Origin of the sequence: Streptomyces sp. 7N604 (genome assembly GCF_052245475.1) — a bacterium.
Classification (GTDB): domain Bacteria; phylum Actinomycetota; class Actinomycetes; order Streptomycetales; family Streptomycetaceae; genus Streptomyces.
In genome coordinates this window covers 189,000-214,132 of sequence record NZ_JBQQBX010000005.1, presented here as the reverse complement: position 1 = coordinate 214,132, position 25,133 = coordinate 189,000, and the positions used below count along the sequence as shown (strand labels likewise).

Here is a 25,133-nt window from a genome sequence, read left to right as displayed (position 1 = left end):
GCCGCAGTTGTATCGGTTGGTCCTGCGCATCGCAGGAGGACCTCAGGATGTCACAGGCGTTCGAAGCCGCGGACCCGCTCCCAGTCCGTGACCGCCGTCTCGAAAGCGGCCAGTTCGGTACGGGCGGCCTGCGCGTAGTGCCCGACGACCGCCTCGCCGAACACCTTGGCCGCGATCTCACTGTTCTCCCAGCGGTGCAGGGCCTCGGTGAGTGTGGTGGGCAGCCGCGGCACTGACGGATCGGCCAGGGCGTTGGCAGCGTGCGGCTCCGGCAGCGGCAGTCGGTTCTCGATGCCGTGCAGTCCGGCGGCCACCGCGGCCGCGACGGCGAGGTACGGATTGGCGTCGCCGCCGGGCACCCGGTGCTCGATGCGCAGCGAATGCCCCGAACCCACGACGCGCACCGGGCAGGTGCGATTGTCCCGGCCCCAGGTAATACCGGTGGGCGCGAACGAACCCGGCTGGAGGCGCTTGTACGAGTTGATGTTCGGCGCCATCAGCAGCGCGAAGTCGGCGAGGCAGGCGAGCTGGCCTGCCACGAAGTGCCGCATGAGTTCCGACATGCCGTCGCCGGCCGCCGGATCGGCCAGCACCGCCGAGCCGTCGGTGCCGCGCAGCGACAGGTGGATGTGGCAGGAGTTGCCTTCGCCCTCGTCGTACTTGGGCATGAAGGTGAGTGCGACGCCCTCCTGCGCGGCGATCTGCTTGGCGCCGTTCTTGAAGACGACGTGATTGTCGCAGGTGGCCATCGCCTCGTCGTAGCGGAAGACGATCTCGTACTGCCCGGCGTGGCACTCGCCTCGGGCGGTCTCCATGGTGAGCCCGGCGCGCACCATCTCGCGGCGGATGCGGCGTACCACCGGCTCGATCTCGGCAAGCCCCTGGAGGGAGTAGTCGACGTTGTAGGCGGTGCCCGTTTCCAGGCCGTGGTAGCGGCGGTCCCATGCCTGACGGTACGACCCGCGGAAGATCAGGAACTCCAGCTCGGTGCCGGCGAACGCGGTCAGTCCGCGCTCGGCCAGCCGGTCGAGCTGGCCGCGCAGCACCTGGCGCGGGGCCACCTCGACGGGATCGCCGCCGGGCCATACGGCGTCGGCGAGGACCAGCGCGGTTCCCGGGTCCCAGGGGAGCGTGCGCAGCGTGGTCGCGTCGGGGCGCAGCTCGAAGTCGCCGAAGCCAATGTTCCAGGCGTCGATGGCATAGCCGGGTCCTGTGCCCATCTCGACGTCGGAGGCAAGGAGGTAGACGCAGGCGCCGAAACCGCCCCCTGACTCCGTCGGGGGGATCCCCAGCCCCACCACCTCGTCCAGGAAGTACGGCACGGACAGCCGACTGCCCTGGAGCCGCCCCTGGAGGTCCGGGACGCTGACGATCACTTCCTCGACGCGTCCGGCGCCGGCCTCGGCGCGCAGCCGTTCATACGGCGAGGTGTCCGGTGACGTGGTCACATCTGCTCCTGCGGAATGGCGGCGGTGGCGAGAGGATTGGAGAGGGTGCCGTGGACGACGTCGAAGCCCTCGTCCTTCTCGGCGCGGTCGTGGAAGCCCCCGCCGAGCAGCTGTTCACGGTTGAGCGCCACCCGGTCGAACTCCGGGGCGAGCAGGCCGAAGTCCTCGAAGCGCTGTGCCAGTTCTGGGAAGCGGGCGTGGTAGCGCTCGATCTCGGCCCGGACCATAGCCCAGAACTCCTCCTCCGGTACATCGAGGTGCTCGGCGACCAGAGGGGCGAAGAACCGGAAGTGGCCCGCAAAGATGGCGCTGAGCAGCGAGTGGGCCAGCTCGCCGGCGGGCCAGCGCAGCAGCAGTGCGTCGGCACGCTCGGAGAGGGCGACGTACTCGGGGTGGCTGCCGGGCAGCAGGTTCACGTCCTCGGCGAAGTCCTTGACGGCAATGCCGATGGGGATGTCGGCGGCGTCGTAGAGGACGACAGTGTTCTCGCCGTGCGGGCAGTAGGCCACGCCGTACCGGTAGAGGTAGTGCAGCAGGCCGGGCAGCAGTGCGCGGAAGAAACGATCCAGCCAGGCGCGGGGTTCGAGCCCGGACCTGTCGGCCAGCTCCCTGACCAGAGCGCGGCCGTCCGAGCCGACCTTGAGAAGCGCGGCCATGGTGCGGGCCTGCTCACCGTCCCGCAGCAGTGCTGCGACCGGCTCGCGCCAGACTGCGCCGAGGAGTTCGTGGTAGCGGTACGGGGCGTCCTTCACGGACTCGTACAGCGGGTGGTGCACAGCCACGCCCGCCACCTCGCCGAGCGGGTGGAAGCGCAACGCGTCGCGGAGGTACGGATCCGCGTCGCGGACGGCGTGCAGCCAGGCACTCACATCCGGGGCGGCCTCGGTCGGCTCGGTGGACAGGCCGCGCCAGACGAGGGTGTTGCGGATGAACAGCGGCACCTTCACATTGCGGCGGTGCGGATGGTCCAGGTTGGCCAGGGTGCGGATGGACTGCAGCGGCCGGTAGCGGTCCGGGCCCTCGCCGAGCAGCACGATCCGGCCGTCGGCGAGATAGGGGGCGAAGAGCGTCGCGACGGCCTCGTCCCAGTGAAAGGGGTGCACCGGCAGCCAGCGGAAGTCGGCCGTGTCGTAGCCGGTTTCGGCGCACGTCTCCTGGAGGGCGGCCGCGAACTGCTTGCGGGTGTCCTCGTCCAGCTCCTCGGCCAGGAGCGTGTCGGCGTCCAGGCCGGGAACGCCGGAGTAGGAGGCGAGGGTGGAGTGGACAGCGGCCCAGAGCAGGTGCACCGAACCGGCCGCCTCGGGGGCGTAGGCGGCGGCGTCGGAGGCGGAGAAGCCCAGCCGTCCCTTGTTGAGCAGCATGCAGGGGTGGCCGTCCTGATGGGCCTCGAGGTCGAGGTGGTCCAGGTCGGCGAGGTCGGCGGCGGGCAGGCTGCGGGCGATGACCTCCGCCTCGGCCCTTCGGGTGGCGGTGAGTTCGCGCAGGACCTCGGCCGTGGTGGGTCCGTCCCAGCCGAGAGCCGGGCGGGCGTCGAGCAGCAGTTGCTCGGGCCCGGCCTCGTCGCCGTCTCCGGAGGCGGGGTGCCGCCGCAGGGTGCCGGGTACGAGCCGCCAGGTGCCGAACGTGCCGCGCGTGGCCCGGAAGGTCCAGTGGACCCCGTCGGCGAGGTCCAGCCGGTACGCGTCCGGGGCACCGGCCGACAGGTCGGGCCCGGGGACGAGCAGCTCCTCGTAGGCGAACTCCTCGACAGCCTTGACCAGCAGGCGTCGGCCCGCCTGCGCCCAGGCGTCACGTGTGGTGCGGTTCATCGGTGGTTCTCCTCGGAGTACGCGGGGGAGCCATGGGAGGCGTGGGCTGCCAGGGCGGGCGCGGAAGACCGCGTTTCCGATGGCGTCGGAGCGGGTGCCGCGGGCGTCGCCGCTCCGGCCCCCGGCTCCGGCACGTCGGCACTCCGGTCAACCGACGCTCCCGGGGCGGCCGCACCCGGCCCGGCCTGCCTCGGGATGGCCGACGCGCTCACCCCGGGTTCCGGGGCGGCGGAACCGGGCGCGCCGGATGCCGGGACTGTGCTCCGTGTCCACTTCAGGGACAGGACGGCGGCGCAGACCTGTACGGCCGCGGCGACGGCCAGCGGCAGCGCCAGGTCGACGGAGACCGCGGCCGTGGCGGCCAGCGGCGCGGCGAGCAGACCGGCGGAGCGGGCGGTCTCCACAGCGGTGAACGCCGGGCCCTTCGTGCCGGTCGCGCGGAACATCCGCAGCTCGACGGCGACCTGGCCGAGTCCGAGGCCGACGCCGTAGAGCAGTCGGCTGCCCACCAGTCCGGGCAGGGTATCGGCCAGCCAGGTCCAGGCCAGCCCGGCCGTGCCCACGGTCAGGGCCAGTGGCAGCAGCCGGTCTCCGAGCAGGTCGTAGAAGCGGCGCACCGCGGGCAGTACGGCCAGCGCGGAGACGCTCGGCAGAAAGAAGAGCACCGCGGACCCGACTGAGCCGCTGCCGAGGCTGTCGGAGAACTCGGTGAAGAAGGGCCGCGCCACGTTGACCGAGAAGTCGAACGCGACCCCGATCAGGGCGGCGTAGGCGAGCATCATGAACCATGAGGCGCGGCTCGAAGAACCCGCACCCGGGGCGGTGGCCGCGCCGGGCTCGGGAGGCGAGGGGGCCGATGCGCCATCGGCGACCAGGGTGTCGTCGTCAGCGGAGCCTTCGGGCTTCATGTCCGCGCGTCGGCCCAGGATGCGGTACGTGAGCACGGCCAGGGCCGTGTCAAGCACCGCGAACGCCGAAATACCGATGCGCGGCTCCGGCAGGGCAAGCACCCCGGCTCCCACCATCGTCGAGACCACGACCGACAGGTGGAAGACGATCACGAGGGAGCAGATTCCGGCCAGTCGCCCCTGCACACCCTCCGATTCATCGCCGTGCTCGGCGATGAACGCCGGATAGGCCAGCAGCAGTGCGCTGTTGGTCGCCACGATGAGGGTCGACAGCACCGTGTATGCGGCATAGCTGGGTGCCAGCCCGAGGAGCAGGTCGAGGACGGCGGACCCGCACAGCCCGGCCAGCACCAGCTTGTGGAGTGACCAGCGCCGGGCCGCCAGCCCCCACAGCGGGAGGGCGGCGAGCCCGACGATGCGGCAGATCCATATGTACAGCCCTGTCGCCTCCGGATCCTCGATCCCGTACAGCCGCTCGAACAGCTGGGGGAGGAACGGCGTCAGAGCGGTTTCGGCGACGAGGTGGAGGCCGATGACGGATATCAGCACCGACTTGGCGTGCCGCGCCGACCCGCCCGCGGCCGATGCGCCGGCCTTCTCCGTGACCGTCATCGCGGCGTCCCCGCCCGGGCGGTGACAGCTGCGGACGGGACGGCCGACGCGGGCTCGGTGGACTCCGGCGCCTGCGGTGCTCCGAAGGTCGTAAAGGCCTGCCGCGGAGCGACGGGCAGTACGGTGCGTCCGGCGACGGCGTTGAGGATGGTCGCTGCGCGCCAGGCGCCGAGGGTGAGGTCGGGGGCGCCGACGCCGTGCGTGTGCATCTCGGCGTTCTGGACGTAGAGCGTGCCGGAGACCCGGGGGTCCAGCGCGACGCGGTAGTCCCCGTCGATCTGATAGCGGCCCCTGTCGTCCCAGTCGACCAGGTCGTCCATCGTGTCCAGGAAGGCGGGGCGGGAGGCCGCGTAGCCGGTGGCGGCGACGACGGCGGAGGTACGGATCTCGAAGACTGACTCCTGCTGCTGATGCCGGCAGGTGAGCAGGTAGCCGTCGCCGTCGGCCGCCGCCGCGACGATCTCCACACCCGGCTGCAGGGCGGCGCGCGGCTCGCCACCGCCGATGGTGCGCTCGTACAGCTCGTCGTGGATCTCGCCCAGCGTCTCTTCGCTCACGCCCTTGTAGAGCTGCCACTGCTCGCGCACCAGCCGCTCGCGCGTGGCCTCCGGGAGGTGGCGGAAGTAGCGGATGTAGTCCGGGGTGAAGTGCTCCAGGCCGATCTTCGAGTACTCCATCGGCGCGAAGGCCGTGGTACGGGCCAGCCAGCGGACGTACGGACCGCCCTCGCCGTCGCCGTCCTGGTGGCGGAGCAGGTCGAGCACGACCTCGGCGCCGGACTGCCCCGAGCCGATGACCGTGACGTCACCGGCGGCGGCGAGCCGCGCGCGGTGGCTGCGGTAGTCGGCGCTGTGCAGCACGCGGCCTGCGTGGGTGTCGGTCAGCAACGGGCGCAGCGGCTCGGGAATGACCGGGTTGGTGCCCACACCGAGCACGATCTGGCGGGCCAGCACGCGTGTCCGGGCGCCCGCCGAGGAGCGGTACACGACGGCGAAGGCGCCCGCGCCCTCGTCCCACTCCAGCGCGGTGACCTCGGCGTCGAAGCGGCAGGACGCCAGCCGCTCGGCGACCCAGCGGCAGTAGTGGTCGTACTCACGGCGCGGGATGTGGAAGCGCTCGGAGAAGAAGAACTTGAACATCCGCTCGTGGGAGCGGAGGTAGTTCAGGTACGACCACGGGCTGGTCGGGTCGGCCATCGTGACCAGGTCGGCGAGGAACGGCACCTGAAGCGTCGTTCCCTCCATCAGCAGGCCGGGGTGCCAGGAGAAGGCCGGCTTGGCGTCGAGGAAGAGGGAACGGAAGCCGGGGACGCCGTCGGCCAGCGCGGCCAGGGACAGGTTGAACGGGCCGATTCCGACGCCGACCAGATCGTAGGGGAGGTTCTGGTCAGGGGAAGTCGAGGGGGCGGTCACCGCTGTGCCTCCGTGAGTGGGTTGGACAGATTGACGTAGACGGACTGGGTGTGGACGTCACCGACAAGTTCGTCGAGACCGTCCACGCAGGTCAGGTAGTTCCCCTTGCAGCGCAGCACGGGCGCGTCGAGCAGCAGGTCCAGCAGGCCTTTGCCCGCGGGCTCGGCCGTGCGCAGCCGCTCCAGCGCGCTGCGCAGCACGCGCAGCAGACCGCCCTCGTCGGCGAGTCCGAGTGCGCCGAAGGCGCCGACCAGGCCGAGCAGGTTGTTGATACCGAGGTAGTAGGCGACCCGCTCGTCGACGAAGGTGTCGTCGAAGACCAGCTCGACGCCTTCGGTCGCGCCGGGTAGCAGCCGCTCGATGTCGGCGGTGCGGGAAGCGGCCAGGTAGTAGCCCTGGCTGTCGCGGTACCAGCCCGCGCAGGGCAGTCCGTCACCATCCAGCGCGACCAGGGTGTTCTGGTGGTGCGGCTCCAGGGCGATGCCGTACCGGGCCTGAAGCCGGATCAGGGGAACGGCCAGCACGTCCAGATAGCGGGTCAGCCAGCGCTCCGACGCGTCGGCGGTGGACACACCGAGAGCGCGGGCGGCGCGCTCGACGGCCGCGCACAGCAGGGCGCGGTGCCGGGGCGGGGTGTCGTCGCCGGGGCCGGTGCGCTCGGCCAGCAGACCGGCCACGCACAGGCCCTGGAGCCCCTCACGGCGGAACGGATTGTCGCGGATCGCTGTCTCCAGGCCGGTCTCCGGCCCATCGGTGCCGACCGACACCCAGGCGAAGTCGCGCAGGATGCCGAACTCGGGGTGCTCGGCCCGGAGCCAGTCCCCGGGGCCCGCGGCCAGCAGTTGTGCGGCCCGTACGCCGAGGCGCATCTCGCTGCGCAGGTTGTTCCGTCGGGAGTTGGTGATCCGCATGCCCAGGGACAACTTCAGCATCACCTCGGCGTCCGGCCGTTGCACGGTCCGTACGGAGGAGGTGGGATACCAGGCCGGTCCGGCCGCGCCGAGCGGACGCAAGCGCCCGGCGTCGACGAGCGCGGCGACCTGGGGCCGGGACAGGACGTCGCGGGCCTGCCAGGGGTGGGCAGGCACCGGAACCATGCCGTCCGGCAGGTCGAGCCCGGCGGCGAGCGGGCGCAGCAGTTCGGCCGGGGTGCGGCCGTCCGCGCTCTCGCCGACGACGACGTCGGGGTGCGCGGCGAACCAGTGCAGCGGGAAGGAGCCGCGCAGCTCGGGTGAGTACGCGTCCAGTTCGGCGTCGGACGCCTCCTCGCGGCTCTTGGGCGCGGGATGGAAAGGGTGCCCCAGCAGCAGCGCCTGCTCGCTGTCCAGGAACGGCGTCGGGCCCTGGGCATCCTCGCCTTCGGCGCGCCGCCGGGCGATGTGCGTGGTGGTACGCCGGGCGGAGTTCAGCACCCGGGCGGCGGCGTCACCGCCGTGGTGCGGGAGCACCCCGCGGCCGAGTGTCGTCTCCCGGATCAGCGCCGCCGCCACCAGTGCCGCGTCGGCCGGGAGGCTGCCACCGTCCCCGGCGGTGACCAGGCGGGGGCCGTCGAAGCGGTGCCAGCCGGTGGCCGACCGGTACCGCACAGGCACCAGCAAGGTCAGTTGACTGGCCGACAGATTCAACAGGAGCGCCTGGCCGGTCGCCGGGACCTCCGTGCCGGTCTCGCGTACGTACGCGCGCAGCAGCGTCTCCATCGCCGCGGCGTCGCCCGCGCGGAGCGCGTCCGGGTCGTCGAGCGGATCCGGACCGCTGATGGGTGCCTGCGGCGCGGCCACGTCGGCGCCCTCGCGGGCGGCGAGGTCCGTGGCGGGGCGTTCGGCCGGCGGCAGTGCCACCTCCGTCAGCCGGTGATCGGAGGGCAGGTTCACCATGCGTCCTCCTCGGCCTGGCCCGCTGCGGCCACCGCGTGCAGCAGCCGCTCGACCTCGGCGAGGGTGGTATGCGGGTTGAGCAGCGTGAGCTTGAGGCGGACCCGGCCCGGGCCCTCGCCCGGGAGTTCGGTGCGGCCGACGACCGCCCGACCCTCGCGCAGCAGTCGGCGCCGCAGCGCCGCGTTCACCCGGTCGGTGTGCGCAGGGTCGGCGTCCTTTGGCAGGTACCGGAAGAGGAAGGCCGTCAGGACAGGGTCGGCGTGCAGCTCCAGGCGGGGATGCGCTCGTACCGCCTCGGCGCCGTCGCGCGCCAGGACGTGGCAGGCGTTGACGAGCCGGCCGAGGCCCTCGCGGCCCAGCGTGCGCAGCGTTACGGCGATCTTGAATGCGTCTGCGCGGCGCGTGGTGCGCAACGAGAGGCCCAGCAGGCTGGGGTAGCCCGCCTCCTCGTCGTCCTGGGGGTTGAGGTACACCGCCCGCCGGGCGAGGGAGGCGTACGTCTCCGCCCGCCGGACGAGGAAGATGCCCGCGGCGACCGGCTGCCAGCCCAGTTTGTGCCAGTCCAGGGATATGGAGTCGGCCAGCGCGATGCCGTCCACCAGGTGGGCGAGTTCGTCGGAGAGCAGCGCGCCGCCGCCGTAGGCGGCGTCCACGTGCAGCCAGGCGCCGTATTCGGCGGCCAGCGCCGCGCAGGTGCGCAGCGGGTCGACCGCACCGGTGTCGGTGGTGCCGGCGGTGGCCACGACGGCCACCGGCCGCTCACCGCGCTCGACGCAGTCCCGCAGAGCGGTGGCCAGGGCATCCGGCTTCATCCGCAGCTCGTGGTCGACCGGGACGGGGATGACCGCGTCCTCACCGAGACCGAGGAGGGCCGCCGACCGCTGCACCGAGAAGTGGGCGGTGGCGGAGGCGAAGATCCGCGGGCGTGGCCCGGCGCCTGGTACACCGCTCAGCTCGACCTGACGCCCCGCCGTCCGGCCGAGCACGCGGTCGCGGGCGAGCATCAGCCCCATGAGGTTGGACTCGGTGCCGCCGGAGGTGAGCACTCCGGCTGCCTCGGCCGGGTCGTATCCCACCAGCTGCGCCAACTCCTGCAGCAGCAGGGTCTCCAGGGCAGTCGCGGCCGGCGCCTGGTCCCAGGAGTCCTGGGAAGGGTTGAGTGCGGAAACGGCCAGGTCGGCGGCGACGGCGACGGCCAGCGGCGGGCAGTGCAGATGGGCGGCGCAGGACGGGTCGGCGGGGTCGGCGCTGCCATGGGCCAGCAGTTCGGTCAGATGGTGCAGGGCGTCGTCACCGTCCGCCTCGGCGAACACCCGCGTGACCTCCGTGGCCAGCTCCTCGGGCGTCCCGGCGGGAAGCGGACCGCCCCGCCGCACAGCGCCCTTGGCAAGCGCCTCCAGCACGGCGTGCAGCAGCGGCTCGAGTGCGCCGGGTCCTCCGGGCCCGCCGGACAGCGCGGTCTTCCGGTTGCCGACCTCTGATGATGCGGCCCTGCACAGTAGTCCGGCCATCTCCTCATCGAGGGGATCCGGACCCGCGGAAGCGTGCTCCGGAGCGAGGCGCGTTCCGTGCCCGGCACGAGTGCCGTCGGCATCCGTGTCGTACATATCGAGCGCAGCGCCGGAGCCGTCCGACGCAGGAGCGCTCGCGCCGCCGGTCACCGCGGACACACCGGTGGCCGGCCGCAGTTCGTGGATCTTGCCCCTCATACCTGCACTCCCGTGAACTGCGATGCCGTCACCGCGGCGATGGCGTCGGTCAGCCGGTCCAGCACCGCTTCGACCTGCTCGTCGGTGATGACCAGCGGCGGCAGCAGCCGGACGGTCGAGTCGAAACGGCCGCCCAACTCCACGATGAGGCCGCGGTCGAGGCAGGCAGCCCGCACCTGCGCGGCCAGCTGCGGGGCGGCCGGCCGGGCGCCGCACGCGTCCGGCGCGGCTCCGGGGTCGACCAGTTCGACCCCGATCATCAGGCCGCGGCCGCGGACGTCGCCGATCGCGGGCAGTTCGGCACGCAGGCTCTCCAGCCGCGCCGTCATCCGGGCGCCGACGGAGGCTGCCCGCTCGGCCAGGCCCTCGCGTGCGACGTACCGCAGGGTGGCGGTGCCGGTCGCCATGGCCAGGGTGTTGCCGCGGAACGTCCCCGTGTGGGCGCCGGGCAGCCAGCCGTCGTAGTCCTCGTGGTAGACAAGCACCGCCAGCGGCAGGCTGCCGCCGATCGCCTTCGACATCACCATCGCGTCCGGCACGACCCCGCTGTGCTCCACGGCCCAGAAGGCGCCGGTGCGCCCAACGCCGGTCTGCACCTCGTCGACGATCAGCGGTATCTCCCGCTCCGCCGTGATCCGCCGCATCTCGCGCATCCAGGCGTCCGGGGCCGGTACGGCGCCGCCCTCGCCCTGCACCGCCTCGAGGATCATCGCGGCGGGCGGCACGACACCGCCGTTGGGGTCGTCGAGCAGCCGCTCGGCGTACGACGCGGACAGCTCCGCGCCGCGCTCCCCACCGATCCCGAACGGGCAGCGGTACGCGTACGGGTACGGCAGCCGGGTCACGTCCGCGGCGATGCCGGGCACCGGCTCCTTGGCGGCTACCCCACCCGATGCCGCCAGGGCGCCCGCGGTCATGCCGTGGTAGGCGCCGGTGAAGGCCAGCAGGCCCCTTCTCCCGGTGGCGGTCTGCATCAGCTTGAAGGCGGCTTCCACCGCGTCCGTCCCAGCGGGCCCGCAGAAGTGGATGCGGGCCCTGTCGGCGAAGCCGCTGGGCAGCGTGGCGAACAGGGCGTCGGTGAACTCGTCCTTCTCCGGGGTCGCGAGATCCAGGACGTGCAGCGGCGCCCCGCTGCTGACAGTCCGCTGGATGGCCTCCAGCACCACGGGGTGGTTGTGGCCGAGGGCCAGGGTGCCCGCGCCGGAAAGGCAGTCGAGGTAGTGGCGGCCGTCCGTGCCCTCGACCGTCATGCCTTGGGCACGGGCCGGGACGATCGGGAACGAGCGGGCGTACGTACGGGCCGAGGACTCCCGGGCGCGCTGACGCTCCAGTATGGCGTCCGCCTTCCCCGCGATGTGATCGAGGCCAGGGAGGGCAGTGGGGTGCACAGTCATGACTTACGGCTCCAGGGAGGGGAGGGGCACGAGGGCCGACGACGGGCAGGGAGGAGTCGGTGCGGCCCGGGCGCGGTGCGGCTCATGGGCCTTGCGCTTCAGAGCAGGACGCGGTCGGCGACGGGGTGGCCGAGGAAGTGGTGCATGGCGAACTCCCAGCCGTAGGAGCCCGCGTACGGGAAGACGACGAGGTCCCCGGCGCGAACCTGGTCCACCAGGACATCGCGCAGCAGGGTGTCCTCGGGCGTGCACAGCTCGCCGACGACCGTCACGCGCACCCGCCGGGCGGCGGGGCGAGGACAGCCCTCGGGCCAGTCCTCGACGGGCAGTACCGCGACGTTGTGCACGATGTCCCAGGACGTGGGGAGTTGGAAGTGGTTGATGCCGCCGCGCAGCACCACGAACCACTCGCCGTATGACGCCTTCACGTCCGTCACCTCGGCGGCGTACCAGCCGCAGTCGGCGACCAGGAAACGGCCCGGCTCCAGCACGACCTTGACGCCTTCCGGGGGCTCGACCTGTGCGGCCAGTTCTCCGAAGCGGGCGATGTCGAAGGGCTTCTCGCCCTCGAAGGCGACGCCGATGCCGCCTCCGATGTCGACGTGCCGCAGGTTGATCCCGTTCTCCCGGGCGGTTCGCACGCTCCACTCCACGCACCAGCGCAGATATGCGGCATGTGCCTCGGCGTCGAGGTTGTTGGAAGCGGCGTGGATGTGGAAGCCGACCAGGTCCAGGCCGGGTAGCCGCAGAGCGTCACGCAGCACGCCGGGGACATCGGGCTCAGCGACCCCGAACTGGGAGGGGACACCGCCCATGTGCAGCGATCCGGTGACCGGGATGGACGCGGGGTTGACGCGGAGGGCGACCCGGGCCCTCACGCCCTCGGCGACCGCGATCCGGCTGATGCGGTGGAGCTCGAGCAGGCTCTCCGCGTTGATCGCCTCGACTCCGGCCCGGACCAGGGCGGTCAGGACGGGGACGGACTTCGCGGGGCCGGCGGCGACCACCGGGGCCGGAGTGTCTCCGGCCGGCGGTTTGGCCGAAACGGCGAGTTCGAGCTCCGAGCGGGAGGCGACCTCGAACCCGTCGACGTGCGGGGCCAGAGCCTCGACGATTCTCCGGAAGGAGTTCGCCTTCACGGCGTAGTACACGGCCGCCCACTCCGGGAGCGCACTGCGCAGTTCGCGTGCGCGCTCGGCGGCGACCGCACCGTCGTACACGTAGGCCGACACCGGCGCCTCGGCCGGCGCCAGCTCCAGAAGGCGGCGGCGGACCGCCTCGGGGAGCACGTCCACGGGGTAGGCGGATCGCGGGGCTGCGGACGGCGGCAACTGAATGGACACGGCTCTGCCTCGGGTCGGGGTGGTAGGGGGAAAAGGATGCTCAGCTGTGACCGAGGTTGCGCACGATCATCACGTGGGGCCGCCACCCGGGGCCCGGCTCCATCCGGCCGATGGGGCTGAACCCGAGCGCCGCCACTGCGGGCGCACCAGCAAGTCGCACACGGCGACAGTGCGTTCCGGGTATTCGCGGGTGAACTCGGCCTCGGGCGCGGGCGTGGGATCCTCCCACCACGGCGAGTCGGCAGGCAGCGTGTAGCCGTGGACCAATCCGTAGACGTCCTCGTGGGCCCGCGCCCACCGCTTCGGATGCGCAGAGACAGCGGCTCCGTCGTTATGCTCGATCAGGAGTCCGGTCGGCGACGCAGTTGACGTCGGCGCGACTGCAGTGTTCGAACGAGACACGGCTTCCCCAGAGTACAGACGGACTGGCGGCTCACCCGGCCCGACCAGCAGCTTAGGTGAGGCTAACCTAAGACTCTGCTGTTTCCAAGTGCGCCTGACTGTCTGTTCGGTCCTTTCAGGCCACAGTGTGGTCATGCCAATTGACGCGCTCTGAGCAGCAGCAGGTGGAGTCGGACCCTCGCCGCAGGGCCGGGCATCCAGTCACCGCCGGGCGCCCCCGACCTCATCGCTCCAGGCCGCACCGACCGGATCACACTGCCGGTCCCGCGCGAGTTCCTCCTGCAAGCGCCGACTACGGCGGCCAAAGAGCGGTGTCTCGCTACTGGCCGCAGTTGACGGCGAGACCGATGCGCACTGGTCCACGCGCTCATCGCCGCCGGGCTGGTCGATGAGTACCGGTTGTTCGTGTATCCGGTCGTTCTCGGCCACGGCACGTGCTTGTTCACAGAAACGGTCGACGGCATGGGAATGCTGCGCATGGTCGAGACCAGGCTCTTCAACTCGGGCGTCGTGCTGCTCCGTTACCGGGTCGTGTAGCTCCGACCAACGGGCCGACCGTCAGAGACCGTGGCGTAGGGGGCTGTATGCGATGTGTATGGACCCTGCTCGGTCTCCTGGCCGGCGGCGCTCGACCTGGTACGCGGTCCACGCCAGGTTGCCCAGGGTTGCCCTGGCGCGTTATCCGGCCGGGCATTCCGGTGCAGTGCAGAACTCGGCGTACGTCAGGTATGGCTCCGCCAGGCGTCGGCGTCGCTCGGCGCGGGGCCAACGACGTCGTCCAGGACAAATTGCCAAGGACTTCCTTCGGAATGTCTTGGAGTCGGTGGTGGCGCGACCGTGGCTGTCGAGGCACACCGTGCCGGCCTTCCTCAGCTCCATCCCGCGCGTCGCAGCATCCGGTGGCGTCGTGCGACCCGTTCGAGTGAGTGGCGAGTGGCGCGGCGGTAATGGGATCGCTGGCGATATCCGGCGCAGTACGGTGGCCGCTTCCGACGAGGTGGGAACCGGCTGCAGGATTTGCAGGCCGGCATGAGCTGCATCTGGAGATCCTCGTACGTCGACTGATGAATTCGAGAGGACTGGGTCTACTCATGAGTCCAGACATCGACTCCCGAGAGTCGGAGACGGCCGGCTCGGGAGGCAGTCAGTTGAGGATCGCAGGCGGGCTCATGGTCGTGGGCCTCCTTCTGAATGTCGTTTTGACGGTGATTCATCCGTCGGGAGAGGAAGACGACCACCAGGCGATCTTTACCGAGTACGCCGACAGTGGCGCCTGGGTTGCAATTCATCTTGGCCAGTTCGTTGGCGTCCTCCTCGCGCTGGGTGGTCTACTTGTTCTTTACCGCGCCATGGGCGGTGCCGGCAGGGCTCCTCTGCCGGCGCATCTCGCGGCCGCGGCGACCGTTGCGACCGCTGCAATCTGGGCTGTTCTGCAGGGCCTCGACGGCGTAGGGCTGAAAGAGGCCGTCGAGGCCTGGGACAGCGCGTCCGGGGCGGAGAAACCGATCCGCTTTGCCAATGCCGAGACTGTGCGCTGGATCGAATGGGGGTTCCAGAGCTATTTCCGCGTCCTGCTCGGGTTGACCTTCGCGCTTTTTGGGGCTGCGATTCTCGTTGGTCATCTGGTCGCTGGCTGGCTGGGCTGGGCGGCCGTTCTCGCGGGCCTCTTCTATGTGGCGACTGGGGTGGACGTGGGCTACAACGGTCTGGCGAGCGGGCTTCAGGATGCCCTGGGAATCGCCTCCTTGGTCGTCGTCTTGACCTTCGCCTTCGGGGTGCTCGCCACAGGAATGCGCGAGCGCGGCCGGCACCCAGCTTGAATCTGTCCAAGCGCCGGTGGTCGCTCGTGCACCTCATGGCGACCGTGCGCTCGACACTGGAGGAACGAGCGGCTCGACTCCAGGTCCGTGGCGAGGTCCGGTAACCCGATGTGTTGCCCGATGAACTCCCGTCCTCGGTCCATGTGGGTCAGGAACTCCTCGGCCCGCCACGGCTCGAGCGGGCGCAGCTCCGCCCCGTCGTCGACCAGGGATATCGCGTACATCGTTGCCCTCCACCGTCGAAACCGGCACACACTGCGACGGGATTTTCCCACCGCGGGTCACGGGCGTCTGCGGCGGGATGGCAGACGCCTCATGGCGGTAGGGCCTCTGAGCGCTCCTGAGGAGACGCGCTTGCGGATCGTGCGGTGTCTCGGCAGTAAGCGGGGATTCGACGATGTCGCCAGGCCCGTGATTGATCAGCTCCCACGCTTCACCCGCCCTCGGATCGCGAGTACTGCAAGGCCCAAGAGCACCGGCTCCGAGAGCCGTGACGCCATCTCGATGTATGTGCCCGCTGTCGTCAGGTCCTGGCCACTGGAGCGGAACACCACCGAATTGAGCGTGACATTGAGGGCCTTCTCGAAACGCTTGCTGGTGAAGCGGTCGCCAGTCGGGTTTTCCGGGTCGGGTTTATCAATAACGGTCCTCCACTCGCTGTCGATCTTCTCCCGGGTGATCTCCTGCTTCGGGGGCTCGTCGGGCAGGCCGTAGCCCGCCATCAGCAGGATCGTGCTCATCATGGCGAGGGCCAGCCAGATGAGTGCCCGTGACGCCCGCAGACCGTAGCCTGACAAAAGCCAGTAGGCCTGTAATAGCCAGCGTTCGGCTCGGCACCAACCGTTGCTATGGCGGCGCATCTCCATCTCGCCGTAGTAGAAGTCCGCTGCTCCTGGCTCGTCCTTAGCGTCTTCGCGTGCCTTGCGTAGTTGTCGGTAGGTCGTTGTGAGGGTGGCGAGCCCCGGAACCTGATGATGGTCCTGGGGAGGTTCTCCCCATCCAGCGCGGAGTGTTCGAGGACGGCTGGGAAGGGCTCGCCACTGACGTTCCTCTGCGATGACTTGGCGTTGAGTCCACCGGAATGCGATTCCGCTGCCCCAGGTACTCCTGGGTGGTGTGGCAAATTCCCATTTTCCCTCGAAACGCAGCTGGTCCAAGTGGAATGCTTGGGAAAATTTGCACTCCGTCAGATTCATGTCGGTCAATGTCACCATTGCGCAGTCAACGCCACGTATTGAGGACAGCCTTGCCCCCGGAGTCCCTGTCGAGAGGGTGGATTCATCGACGGGCCAATTCAGGGAACTGAAGGGGGAAGGATAGGACGTGATCGCCAGAGGCTGGACGATGACTGCATCCGTGAGATCCATTGTGGCGTAGCGCAGGCGCAGTGCGGCAGTCGCTTCCCAACGGGTTCTGTTGCAGAGGATTCGAGTGGCAGCTATCTCGGCAACTGTGGGCGCGGCAAATGTGCTCGTCGACAGATTTACAGTTCCGGCGCAGACTAGTGGGCCTATGGTGGCCGTGGGGCCGAAGTGGGTTCCCTCGAAAGTGACATCGTCGTCGAATGTCACAGACTCCAATTCAATGCCGGTCGCGAATTGGCAATCTCGGAAACTCGCGTCCCGGGCGAAGGTGGCGCCGTTGAACGCCGCCCGTTCGGCGAAAGTGCCTTCTTCGAAAGCTGTGTTCTGGTAAAACTCCGCCAGGGCGAACTCGGCTTCCGCTTGGAACTCCGCAAACGAGAAATCGACGAACTGTCTGAATTTTGTACCGATGAAATTGGCCTCACCCTCGAAGGTCGCTCCGATGAAGTCGGCCGAGCCGTCGATGATCGCTTCGCAGAGATTCGCGTACCCGAATCGAGAGCTTTCTCCTTCGGATAGGGCGCCGAGGATTCTGTTGAGTAATTCCTTGGTGAGTGTGGTGCCGGGCAGTATGATGTGTGAGCCCGGTCGGAGTGCTGACAGATAGGCTGTTCTGACGACTTCATCAGCGTGGGTCAGGCACCTGCCGCTTTCACCGATTCTTATTCCTCGACAGCCGACACGGTCGGAGCCGGGATCGACCCCTAGCCCACAGTACGGCCAGTCCGGAGCGCTGGGCATGGTCATCCAGGGATGCCATCAGAGTCTGGCTGCGTTGTCAGCCGCACGTCAGTTTGCGGGACCCTGCATCCAGGGATCGGGGCCGGGGTCGCCGCCTTCGGCTCGTACGGTGAGCCGGTCCATGTAGTGGTTCCAGCCCTCCGCGTGGGGGGCGCGCGCCTGCGGAGGAAGGTCGCGGTGGACCAGGCGCAGCAGGGTGCCGTCGCCGTCGGGCTCCAGGTTGATCTCGACGATGGTCGAGCCGGGCGGAACGGCCATGCCGCCGCCCTCCCAACCCCAGGTGAAGACCACGCGCTTGGGCGGGTCGATCTCGAGGAAGCGGCCGGAGGCGTGGTTGTCACCGGTCACGTGCGTCCGGTAGGGGCCGCCCGGCTCGAAGGTGAACTCGCCGTCCGCGCCCATCCAGGACAGCCAGCGGTCGCGATCGGTGAAGAAGGAGAACACCGTCTCGGGGCGGGCGGCGATCCGCCGCTCGACCGTCACCACGTCTGCACTCACGAGGCCGTTCCCTTCCGCTGCTCGGCTTGCCCGGCCTGTTCGGACTTCTCACCGTGCCCGCCCTGTTCTTGCTCGGCGGTCTCGGCGGTCTCGGCGGTCTCGGCATGTTCGGCCAGGTCGGCGAGGACGTCGAGCTTGCTGGTCCACATCGCCTGGAGGTAGTCCGCGAGCGGGCCCATTCCGTCGCGGTCCGCCCGGTAGAACCGCTTCCTGCCCTCCTGGCGGAGCGTAACCAGCCCGGCATCCCTGAGCACCTTCAAGTGCTGCGAGACCGCACCGAAGGTGACGTCGAACCGTTCGGCGATCTCGCCCGCGGACAGCTCGGCCTCCCAGACCAGCCGCAGGATCTCGCGCCGTCTGGGCTCGGCGACCACTTGCACCGCTTCCATGCTCTCATTTTAGTCACCACTTGAGCTTGCCTTCTGGGGGCTCGATATTTTAGTCTTGACTTAAGCAACTGAGAGCCAGGGCGAGGGGGCACCGACATGGCGGACATCGCGATGCAGCTGCACATCGAGGCCGACGCGGACACCGTGTACGCAGCGATCTCGACCACCGAGGGCATCGAGGGCTGGTTGACCACGACGGCTACCGCGGGAGAGGGCGTGGACGGGCTCCGTCGGCTGCAGTTCCCGGACGCGCCGGAGCCGTGGCGGCTGCGCACCACCGAGGCCGGACCCGGCAAGCGGCTCGACCTGGAGGGCGAGAACAGCCTCTGGACGGGCGCCCAACAGGCGTACGAGGTGCTGTCCCGGCCGATGGGACGTCATCGTGCGGTTCACCCACAGCGGCTTCCCTTCCGAAGACGACGCCTACCGCGACTTCACCTACGGCTGGGCGACGAAGTTCCTGCAGCTCAAGGCCTACGCCGAGACCGGCAGGCCCGCTCCGTTCTTCACCGGCTGTTGCCATTGGGAGAAGCGAACTCATGAACACCCCGCACAGCACTCTGCACACCGCCATCCGGGAATGCGCCGACGCGGTCGCCGCGACCGCCTCGGGTATCCGTGCCGATCAACTCGGCGACCGCACCCCGTGCGAGAAGTTCACCGTCGCCGAGCTCCTCGACCACTTCGGCGAGACGCTGGTTTCCTCCGCTCGTGCCGCGCGGAAGGAGCCGCAGCCCGCCGGGCCCGCTGCCTCGGGCACGTCCCCGGCGGCCGTCGCCGAGTCCGCGAACAGAGCCGCGGAGGCCTGGAGCAACCCGGCCGCGTTCGAGGGCAGCACTGAGTTCGGCCCGGGAGAGATGCCCGCCGGTTTGGCCGCCGCGATCACCCTTGAGGAACTCGCCATGCACGGCTGGGATCTGGCCCGCGCCACCGGCCGGACCTTCGCCATCAGCGAGGATGCCGCACGGGTCGCGCTCGGCGCGGTCGGAGAGATCGCGGAGGGCGCCCGGGTCTCCGGGCTCTACGGCCCGCCCATACCCGTATCCACCGATGCGCCCGCGTTCCACAGGGCGCTCGCAGCCAGCGGCAGGAATCCTGAATGGAGCGCCTGACCGCCTCAACGGGAAGCTCGGGAGGCGCCGTCGGGGAAGACGAGGCACCGGATGACGATCGACGAGACGGCAGAACGCCTCATCCCGCTTCCACCCGAGCTGGTGGCGGGCTACGCGATGGACTGGCGCAACGACGCCGAGTGGACCCAGGGCATCCGCACGGCGGAACTGACCCGGGAAGCGGACGGGGGCGGGTTCGGAGTCGGCGCCGAGGTCACCCGCACCGCGTACTTCCTCGGCAAACGCATCGACTACGTGCTGCGCGTGGCCGACTACGAACGCTCACGGCTGCTGGACATGGTCTCCGTGGCGGGCCCCATGCCCATGCACGTCACGTACACCTTCACCCCGCACCCGCGGGGTACGCTCGCGCGCATCCGCGTCCGGGGCGGCACAGGCGGCTACTACCGACTGGCCGCGCCGATCATGGCCCGCAAGGTCCGCTCATCCATCGCCAAGGACCTGCGCGACCTCGAGCACAGGCTGAGGGCACCGCGGTGAGACATGAGGAATGAGGTCTGTCATGGCATTCGACGAAGGACTGGCCGAGCGGATTCGCGATCGCCTGGGTGCCGATCCTGCCATCACCGAGAAGCGCATGTTCGGCGGTCTCGCCTTCCTCTGCCGCGGCAACATGGCCGTGGGCGTGCACGGCGGTGAACTCATCGTTCGCGTGGGGCCCGACGGCGCCGACGCGGCCCTGGCCCGGCCCGGTGCGCGCGTCTTCGACATGACGAGTCGGCCGATGCGCGACTGGATCATGGTGGACTCGTCGGCCCTCGCCGAGGACGCCGTGCTCAGCGACTGGATCGAGGAAGGTCATGCCTTCGCCGCGAGCCTGCCACCCAAGTGAGGCCGTGCCCCACCGCCATCCCGGATGCCGGGCGACTGACCTCGTCTCACGCGCCACGCGCCGCCGTCGGCTGCCGAGTTCTGGCCGAGGGCGCGGGCGGGCGCCGTTCGACTGGCGCTCCTGCCGGACGACGGCCCCACCGGCGAATTCTCATCGGCCCGCCACGGCCGGGCTAAGGTCAGCAGATGTCCGGACCACCATCAACGGCGCGTCAGGTGCTGCGATGGTCGCGCCGGATGGTCGCCGTTGTGGTCAGCATCTGCGCGCTGGTGGGTGCGGTGCGGCTGGTCTGCCCTGCCACCACGCGTACGACCGGTGAGCCGGCCGGGGTCCAGCGCCAGCTGGCCTTCATACGCCCGGCGTTGGACGGTGGAGCCGGCGAGGAAGCGCAACAGCAGCCAATGCGCGCAGGCTTAGAGCTGCCCCACGTCCGTGACGCGGACGACCGCGCGGCCCTCCTCGTCGGAGGCCGCGAGGTCGATCTCCGCGCTGATGCCCCAGTCGTGGTCGCCGCCCGGGTCGGCGAAGGTCTGCCGGACCCGCCACAGGCCGTGTTCCGGCTGCTCCTCGATCCGCAGCAGTTTCGGCCCGCGGGCGTCCGGTCCGGTGCCCAGGTCGTCGTACTCGTCCCAGTACGCGTCCATGGCATCCGCCCATGCGTCCTCGTCCCACCCGGATTCGGCGTCCATCTCGCCCAGTTCGCGGACCTTGTCGAGAGCCGCCAGCTCCACCCGCCGGAACATCGCGTTCCGTACCAGCACCCGGAAGGCACGGGCATTCGCGGTGACCGGCCTGACCTGGTCCGCCCGGTCCTGGGCCTCTTCCGCGGACTCCTCCTCCGGGTTGGCGAGCTGCTCCCACTCGTCGAGCAGGCTGGAGTCGACCTGGCGGACCATCTCGCCTAGCCAGGCGATCAGATCCTGGAAGTCGTCGGACTTCAGATCGTCGGGAACGGTGTGCTCCAGGGCCTTGTAGGCGCTCGCCAGATAGCGCAGCACGATGCCCTCGACCCGGGCGAGCTCGTAGAAGGAGACGAACTCGCTGAAGCTCATGGCGCGTTCGTACATGTCGCGGATGACCGACTTGGGCGAGAGCGGGTGGTCGCCGACCCACGGGTGGCTCTTGCGGTAGACGCCGTACGCGTGGAAGAGCAGCTCCTCCAGCGGCTGAGGATACGTCACGTCCTGCAGCCGCTCCATCCGCTCCTCGTACTCGACGCCCTCCGCCTTCATCGCGGCGACCGCCTCGCCCCGCGCCTTGTTCTGCTGTGCCGCGAGGATCTGCCGCGGGTCGTCGAGCGTGGACTCCACGACCGACACCATGTCCAGGGCGTACGACGGCGACTCGGGGTCCAGCAGCTCGAAGGCGGCGAGCGCGAAGGTCGACAGCGGCTGGTTGAGCGCGAAGTCCTGCTGCAGATCCACCGTCAGCCGTACGATCCGGCCTTCCGCGTCGGCCTCGTCCAGCCTCTCCACTACCCCGCCGTCCAGCAGCGAGCGGTAGATCGCGATGGCCCGCCGGATGTGCCGGAGCTGCGAGCGCCGGTCCTCATGGTTGTCCTCCAGCAGCCGCCGCATCGCGTCGAAGGCGTTGCCCGGCCGGGCGATCACCGACAGCAGCATCGCGTGCGTGACGCGGAAGCGGGAGGTCAGCGGCTCGGGGTCGGAGGCGATCAGCTTCTCGAAGGTGTTCTGGCCCCAGTTCACGAAGCCCTCGGGCGCCTTCTTCCTGACCACCTTCCGGCGCTTCTTCGGGTCGTCGCCGGCCTTGGCGAGCGCCTTCTCGTTCTCGATGACGTGCTCGGGCGCCTGGGCCACGACGAAGCCCGCCGTGTCGAATCCCGCGCGCCCGGCACGGCCCGCGATCTGGTGGAACTCCCGGGCCCGCAGCGTCCGCACCCGGTTCCCGTCGTACTTCGTCAGCGCCGTGAACAGCACTGTGCGGATGGGCACGTTGACACCGACGCCGAGGGTGTCCGTGCCGCAGATGACCTTCAGCAGACCGGCCTGGGCGAGCCGCTCGACCAGCCGCCGGTACTTCGGCAGCATCCCGGCGTGGTGCACCCCGATGCCGTGCCGGACGTAACGCGAGAGATTCCGGCCGAACTTGGTGGTGAAGCGGAAGTTCCCGATCAGCGCGGCGATCTCGTCCTTCTCCTCACGCGAGCACATGTTGATGCTCATCAGCGCCTGCGCCCGCTCCACCGCCGCGGCCTGGGTGAAGTGCACGATGTAGACCGGCGCTTGGTGTGTCTGCAGCAGCTCGGTCAGGGTCTCGGTGAGCGGCGTCGTCCGGTACTCGTACGACAGGGGTACGGGCCGGGTGGCGGACCGTACGACCGCGGTGGGGCGGCCGGTCCGGCGCGTGAGGTCCTTCTCGAACCGCGTCACGTCGCCGAGCGTCGCGGACATCAGGATGAACTGCGCCTGGGGCAGCTCCAGCAGCGGAATCTGCCAGGCCCAGCCGCGGTCCGGTTCGGCGTAGAAGTGGAACTCGTCCATCACGACCTGGCCGATGTCGGCGTCCCTGCCGTCCCGCAGCGCGATGGACGCCAGCACCTCGGCCGTGCAGCAGATCACGGGAGCGTCCGCGTTGACCGACGCGTCGCCGGTCAGCATGCCGACGTTCTCGGTGCCGAAGAGCTTGCACAGGTCGAAGAACTTCTCCGAAACCAGCGCCTTGATCGGTGCGGTGTAGAAGGTCACCTGGTCGTTCGCGAGGGCGGTGAAGTGGGCGCCGGCCGCGACCAGGCTCTTGCCGGAGCCCGTCGGAGTCGACAGGACGACGTTCGCCCCGGAGACCACCTCGATCAGCGCCTCCTCCTGGGCAGGGTAGAGGGCGATGCCCCGCTCCTCGGCCCACGTCGAGAACGCTTCGAAGAGGGCATCGGGATCGGCGTCGTTCGGCAGATGATCGATGAGGGTCACGCCCTCCATACTGCCTGCCTCCTGCCCCGATCCGGGAACCGGCCGCTCAAGCGAAGATCGCGGGGCGGTACGCTGTGCCGCCAACTCGGCGTCACCGCACGACAATCGCACAACAACAAGGGGTGGGGAACGACCATGATGGGACCGGCGCACTCGCTGTCCGGGGCGGCGGCCTGGCTGGGGGTGGGCGCGGCGGCTGCCGCGGCCGGCCGTCCGATGCCCTGGCCCGTTCTCGTCGTCGGCGCCCTGATCTGCGCGGGCGCGGCGCTCGCCCCCGACCTCGATCACAAGTCGGCGACGATATCCCGTGCCTTCGGCCCCTTCTCGCGCGGCCTGTGCGAGGTGATCGACAAGATCTCGTACGCCGTCTACAAGGCAACCAAGATGCAGGGCGACCCGCGGCGTTCGGGGGGGCACCGCACGCTCACCCACACCTGGTTGTGGGCCGTGCTCATCGGCGCGGGGACGGCGGTGCTGGCGATGACGGGCGGCCGCTGGGCGGTGCTCGCCATCCTCTTCGTGCATATGGTGCTGGCGGTCGAGGGCCTGCTGTGGCGGGCGGCCCGGGTCTCCAGCGACGTCCTCGTCTGGCTGCTCGGCGCGACCAGCGCCTGGATCCTCGCGGACATTCTGCACAAAGCGGGCAATGGCTCGGACTGGCTCTTCACCGCGCCGGGCCAGGAGTACCTGTGGCTCGGCCTGCCGATCGTGCTGGGCGCGATCGTGCACGACATCGGGGACGCCCTGACCGTCTCCGGCTGCCCGGTCCTGTGGCCGATCCCGATCGGCCGCAAGCGCTGGTACCCGGTCGGCCCGCCCAAGGCGATGCGCTTCAGGGCGGGGAGCTGGGTGGAGCTGAAGGTCCTGATGCCGGTCTTCATGCTGCTCGGCGGGGCCGGCTGCCTGGGGGCGCTCGGCATCATCTGAAGCGCCGGATCCACACCTGCGGAGAGGGCCGGGAACGACAGCCGTTCCCGGCCCTCCGCGGTGTCTGTGGGGTTTGTCCTGCGCAAACCGTTGACGCCATACCGCCCGGTCGGTACGTTCACTCGCACCTTACCCCGGGTTCCCCGCTCACCTTGTCGGCCGACAGCTTCATCCGTCCCCACGTCCCTTCCGAAGGGCGGCACCATGGACACATCCCCGACCACCGTTACCGCAGCCCCAACCTCCGCCGAGATCTCTCGCCGCCGGCGCACCGCCGGCGCGGCCGCCCTGGCCGCGGCCGTCGAGTGGTACGACTACTTCATCTTCGGCATCGCGGCCGCCCTGGTCCTCGGTGACCAGTTCTTCCCCTCCGCGAGCCCCGTCGCGGGCGTGCTGGCGGCCTTCGCGACGTTCGCCGTCGGCTTCATCGCCCGCCCCTTCGGCGGTGTCATCGCCGGCCACTTCGGTGACAAGCACGGCCGCAAGCCCATGCTCGTCCTCGCCCTCACGGTCATGGGCCTGGCCACCACCGCGATCGGCCTGCTGCCCTCGTACCAGACGATCGGCATCCTCGCGCCGGTCCTGCTGGTCCTCCTCCGCATCCTGCAGGGCATCGCCGTCGGCGCGCAGTGGGGCGGCGCGATGCTGATGGCCACCGAGTACGCTCCGCCGGGCAAGCGCGGTCTCTATGGCAGTCTCGTCCAGCTCGGCGTCCCCATCGGAGTCGTGACCGCCAACTTGGCCTTCCTCGTCTCCGGGTCCGCCGCGGGCGGGGCCTTCGCCTCGTGGGGCTGGCGGCTGCCGTTCCTCGTCGGTGTCCTCGTCATGCTCCTCGCCTGGTACATCCACGCCCGCGTCGAGGAGACCCCGGAGTTCCGGGAGGCGGAAGAGCGGCTGGCCGCGCAGGAGAAGGCACAGCAGACCGGGCGTTCCCCGCTGCGTGAGATCCTCCGCAACCACCGGCGGACCGTGCTGCTCGCGGGCGGATCCTTCACCGTCAACACCGCGGCCTTCTACATCATGATCACCGGGGTGCTCGACTACACGACCCGCGAACTCGGCATGAACCGCAGCTCTGTGCTGGGTGTTTCCCTGCTGGTCAGCTGTTTCCAGCTGCTGATGATCCCTGCCGCCGCCGCGCTGTCGGACAAGATCGGGCGCATCAGGGTCTACGAGATCGGCGCAGTGGGCCTGCTGGTGTGGGCAGTCCCGATGTTCCTGCTCATCGACACCGGCTCGCTCCTCGGGCTGGCCGTCGCAACCTTCGTCTGCAGCGTCTTCCTCAGCATCATGTACGGGCCGCAAGCGGCGCTGTTCGCCGAGCTGTTCTCGGCGGAGATGCGCTACACCGGCGCCTCGCTGGGCTACCAGCTCGCCGCTGTCCTCGGTGGCGGCCTCGCGCCGTTCGTGATGGTGCTCCTGCTGGAGGGCACCGGCACCTCGATGTCGGTCTCCGGCTACATCATCGCCCTCGCGCTGATCGCCCTCGCATCGATCGCCGTCCTCAAGCGCCGCGCGAAGGAGGAAGCGGACGCGTCAGGATGAGAAGCCCGGCGTACGGGTTCGGGCCCCATGGGGGGAGCCTGGACCCG

Annotated in this window: 21 protein-coding genes and 1 pseudogene; 8 read left to right on the top strand and 14 right to left on the bottom strand. The window is 69.9% G+C overall.

Translation table 11 applies throughout. The features are described from left to right. Positions 1–50: 50 nt before the first annotated feature. From ACTWP8_RS07635 to ACTWP8_RS07600, 8 genes are all read right to left on the bottom strand, one after another. A complete protein-coding gene (locus tag ACTWP8_RS07635) occupies positions 51–1,448 on the bottom strand; it encodes a glutamine synthetase family protein (protein WP_443321374.1) in 1,398 nt (465 codons plus the stop codon). Further along, the gene (locus tag ACTWP8_RS07630) at positions 1,445–3,256 is read right to left on the bottom strand and encodes an IucA/IucC family protein (protein ID WP_443321373.1); all 1,812 of its coding nucleotides are present in this window, start codon (positions 3,254–3,256) and stop codon (positions 1,445–1,447) included. Before ACTWP8_RS07630 ends, ACTWP8_RS07635 begins: the two co-directional genes overlap by 4 nt. Next, the gene (locus ACTWP8_RS07625) at positions 3,253–4,776 is read right to left on the bottom strand and encodes a hypothetical protein (protein WP_443321372.1); all 1,524 of its coding nucleotides are present in this window, start codon (positions 4,774–4,776) and stop codon (positions 3,253–3,255) included. The genes ACTWP8_RS07630 and ACTWP8_RS07625 overlap by 4 nt, the downstream gene beginning before the upstream one ends. Continuing rightward, positions 4,773–6,188 (bottom strand): lysine N(6)-hydroxylase/L-ornithine N(5)-oxygenase family protein, encoded by a 1,416-nt coding sequence (locus ACTWP8_RS07620; protein ID WP_443321371.1) that lies wholly within the window; start codon positions 6,186–6,188, stop codon positions 4,773–4,775. The genes ACTWP8_RS07625 and ACTWP8_RS07620 overlap by 4 nt, the downstream gene beginning before the upstream one ends. Then, a complete protein-coding gene (locus ACTWP8_RS07615; RefSeq protein WP_443321370.1) occupies positions 6,185–8,062 on the bottom strand; it encodes an IucA/IucC family protein in 1,878 nt (625 codons plus the stop codon). Before ACTWP8_RS07615 ends, ACTWP8_RS07620 begins: the two co-directional genes overlap by 4 nt. After that, positions 8,056–9,573, bottom strand: a complete 1,518-nt coding sequence (locus ACTWP8_RS07610; RefSeq protein ID WP_443321462.1) for a pyridoxal phosphate-dependent decarboxylase family protein — start codon at positions 9,571–9,573, stop codon at positions 8,056–8,058. Before ACTWP8_RS07610 ends, ACTWP8_RS07615 begins: the two co-directional genes overlap by 7 nt. A 194-nt stretch (positions 9,574–9,767) precedes the next feature. Continuing rightward, positions 9,768–11,165, bottom strand: coding sequence for a diaminobutyrate--2-oxoglutarate transaminase (locus ACTWP8_RS07605; RefSeq protein WP_443321369.1), 1,398 nt, complete (start codon positions 11,163–11,165; stop codon positions 9,768–9,770). 98 nt (positions 11,166–11,263) lie between these two features. Further along, the gene (locus tag ACTWP8_RS07600; protein WP_443321368.1) at positions 11,264–12,460 is read right to left on the bottom strand and encodes a type III PLP-dependent enzyme; all 1,197 of its coding nucleotides are present in this window, start codon (positions 12,458–12,460) and stop codon (positions 11,264–11,266) included. Positions 12,461–13,264: 804 nt separating this feature from the next. Here ACTWP8_RS07600 and ACTWP8_RS07595 point away from each other — a divergent pair. Together ACTWP8_RS07595 and ACTWP8_RS07590 are read left to right on the top strand one after the other, a co-directional pair. Further along, complete coding sequence (locus tag ACTWP8_RS07595; RefSeq protein WP_443321461.1) at positions 13,265–13,447, top strand: dihydrofolate reductase family protein; 183 nt, start codon at positions 13,265–13,267, stop codon at positions 13,445–13,447. Positions 13,448–14,001: 554 nt separating this feature from the next. Then, positions 14,002–14,730, top strand: a complete 729-nt coding sequence (locus tag ACTWP8_RS07590) for a hypothetical protein (RefSeq protein WP_443321367.1) — start codon at positions 14,002–14,004, stop codon at positions 14,728–14,730. A 47-nt stretch (positions 14,731–14,777) separates the two neighbouring features. Here the strand turns inward: ACTWP8_RS07590 and ACTWP8_RS07585 are convergent. The 4 genes and pseudogenes from ACTWP8_RS07585 to ACTWP8_RS07570 form a co-directional block, all read right to left on the bottom strand. Beyond that, positions 14,778–14,954: pseudogene (locus tag ACTWP8_RS07585) on the bottom strand (GNAT family N-acetyltransferase); the annotation flags it as partial. 195 nt (positions 14,955–15,149) lie between these two features. Next, the gene (locus ACTWP8_RS07580) at positions 15,150–16,841 is read right to left on the bottom strand and encodes a pentapeptide repeat-containing protein (RefSeq protein WP_443321366.1); all 1,692 of its coding nucleotides are present in this window, start codon (positions 16,839–16,841) and stop codon (positions 15,150–15,152) included. 42 nt (positions 16,842–16,883) lie between these two features. Further along, complete coding sequence (locus tag ACTWP8_RS07575) at positions 16,884–17,333, bottom strand: SRPBCC family protein (RefSeq protein ID WP_443321365.1); 450 nt, start codon at positions 17,331–17,333, stop codon at positions 16,884–16,886. Further along, the gene (locus tag ACTWP8_RS07570; RefSeq protein ID WP_443321364.1) at positions 17,330–17,722 is read right to left on the bottom strand and encodes an ArsR/SmtB family transcription factor; all 393 of its coding nucleotides are present in this window, start codon (positions 17,720–17,722) and stop codon (positions 17,330–17,332) included. Before ACTWP8_RS07570 ends, ACTWP8_RS07575 begins: the two co-directional genes overlap by 4 nt. A 96-nt stretch (positions 17,723–17,818) precedes the next feature. On the opposite strand from ACTWP8_RS07570, the gene ACTWP8_RS07565 reads away from it, so the two are divergent. Genes ACTWP8_RS07565 through ACTWP8_RS07550 form a run of 4 tightly spaced genes read left to right on the top strand, consistent with a single transcriptional unit; the run spans position 17,819 to position 19,687 of the window. Then, complete coding sequence (locus ACTWP8_RS07565; RefSeq protein WP_443321363.1) at positions 17,819–18,265, top strand: hypothetical protein; 447 nt, start codon at positions 17,819–17,821, stop codon at positions 18,263–18,265. After that, a complete protein-coding gene (locus tag ACTWP8_RS07560; RefSeq protein WP_443321362.1) occupies positions 18,262–18,834 on the top strand; it encodes a TIGR03086 family metal-binding protein in 573 nt (190 codons plus the stop codon). The genes ACTWP8_RS07565 and ACTWP8_RS07560 overlap by 4 nt, the downstream gene beginning before the upstream one ends. 51 nt (positions 18,835–18,885) lie before the next feature. Further along, positions 18,886–19,335 carry an SRPBCC family protein gene (locus ACTWP8_RS07555; protein ID WP_443321361.1) on the top strand — a complete coding sequence of 150 codons (450 nt, stop codon included), beginning with the start codon at positions 18,886–18,888 and terminating at the stop codon, positions 19,333–19,335. 22 nt (positions 19,336–19,357) lie between these two features. Further along, on the top strand, positions 19,358–19,687 hold the full coding sequence (locus ACTWP8_RS07550; protein WP_443321360.1) for a TfoX/Sxy family protein: 330 nt from the start codon (positions 19,358–19,360) through the stop codon (positions 19,685–19,687). A 211-nt stretch (positions 19,688–19,898) separates the two neighbouring features. On the opposite strand, the gene ACTWP8_RS07545 is transcribed toward ACTWP8_RS07550, so the two are convergent. Beyond that, positions 19,899–20,039, bottom strand: a complete 141-nt coding sequence (locus tag ACTWP8_RS07545; protein WP_443321359.1) for a hypothetical protein — start codon at positions 20,037–20,039, stop codon at positions 19,899–19,901. 61 nt (positions 20,040–20,100) lie between these two features. Continuing rightward, the gene (locus ACTWP8_RS07540) at positions 20,101–22,614 is read right to left on the bottom strand and encodes a DEAD/DEAH box helicase (protein ID WP_443321460.1); all 2,514 of its coding nucleotides are present in this window, start codon (positions 22,612–22,614) and stop codon (positions 20,101–20,103) included. Positions 22,615–22,749: 135 nt separating this feature from the next. Here ACTWP8_RS07540 and ACTWP8_RS07535 point away from each other — a divergent pair, with 135 nt between their 5' ends. Next, a complete protein-coding gene (locus ACTWP8_RS07535) occupies positions 22,750–23,541 on the top strand; it encodes a metal-dependent hydrolase (RefSeq protein ID WP_443321358.1) in 792 nt (263 codons plus the stop codon). Positions 23,542–23,745: 204 nt separating this feature from the next. Further along, positions 23,746–25,086 (top strand): MFS transporter, encoded by a 1,341-nt coding sequence (locus tag ACTWP8_RS07530; RefSeq protein WP_443321357.1) that lies wholly within the window; start codon positions 23,746–23,748, stop codon positions 25,084–25,086. Positions 25,087–25,133: the final 47 nt, after the last annotated feature.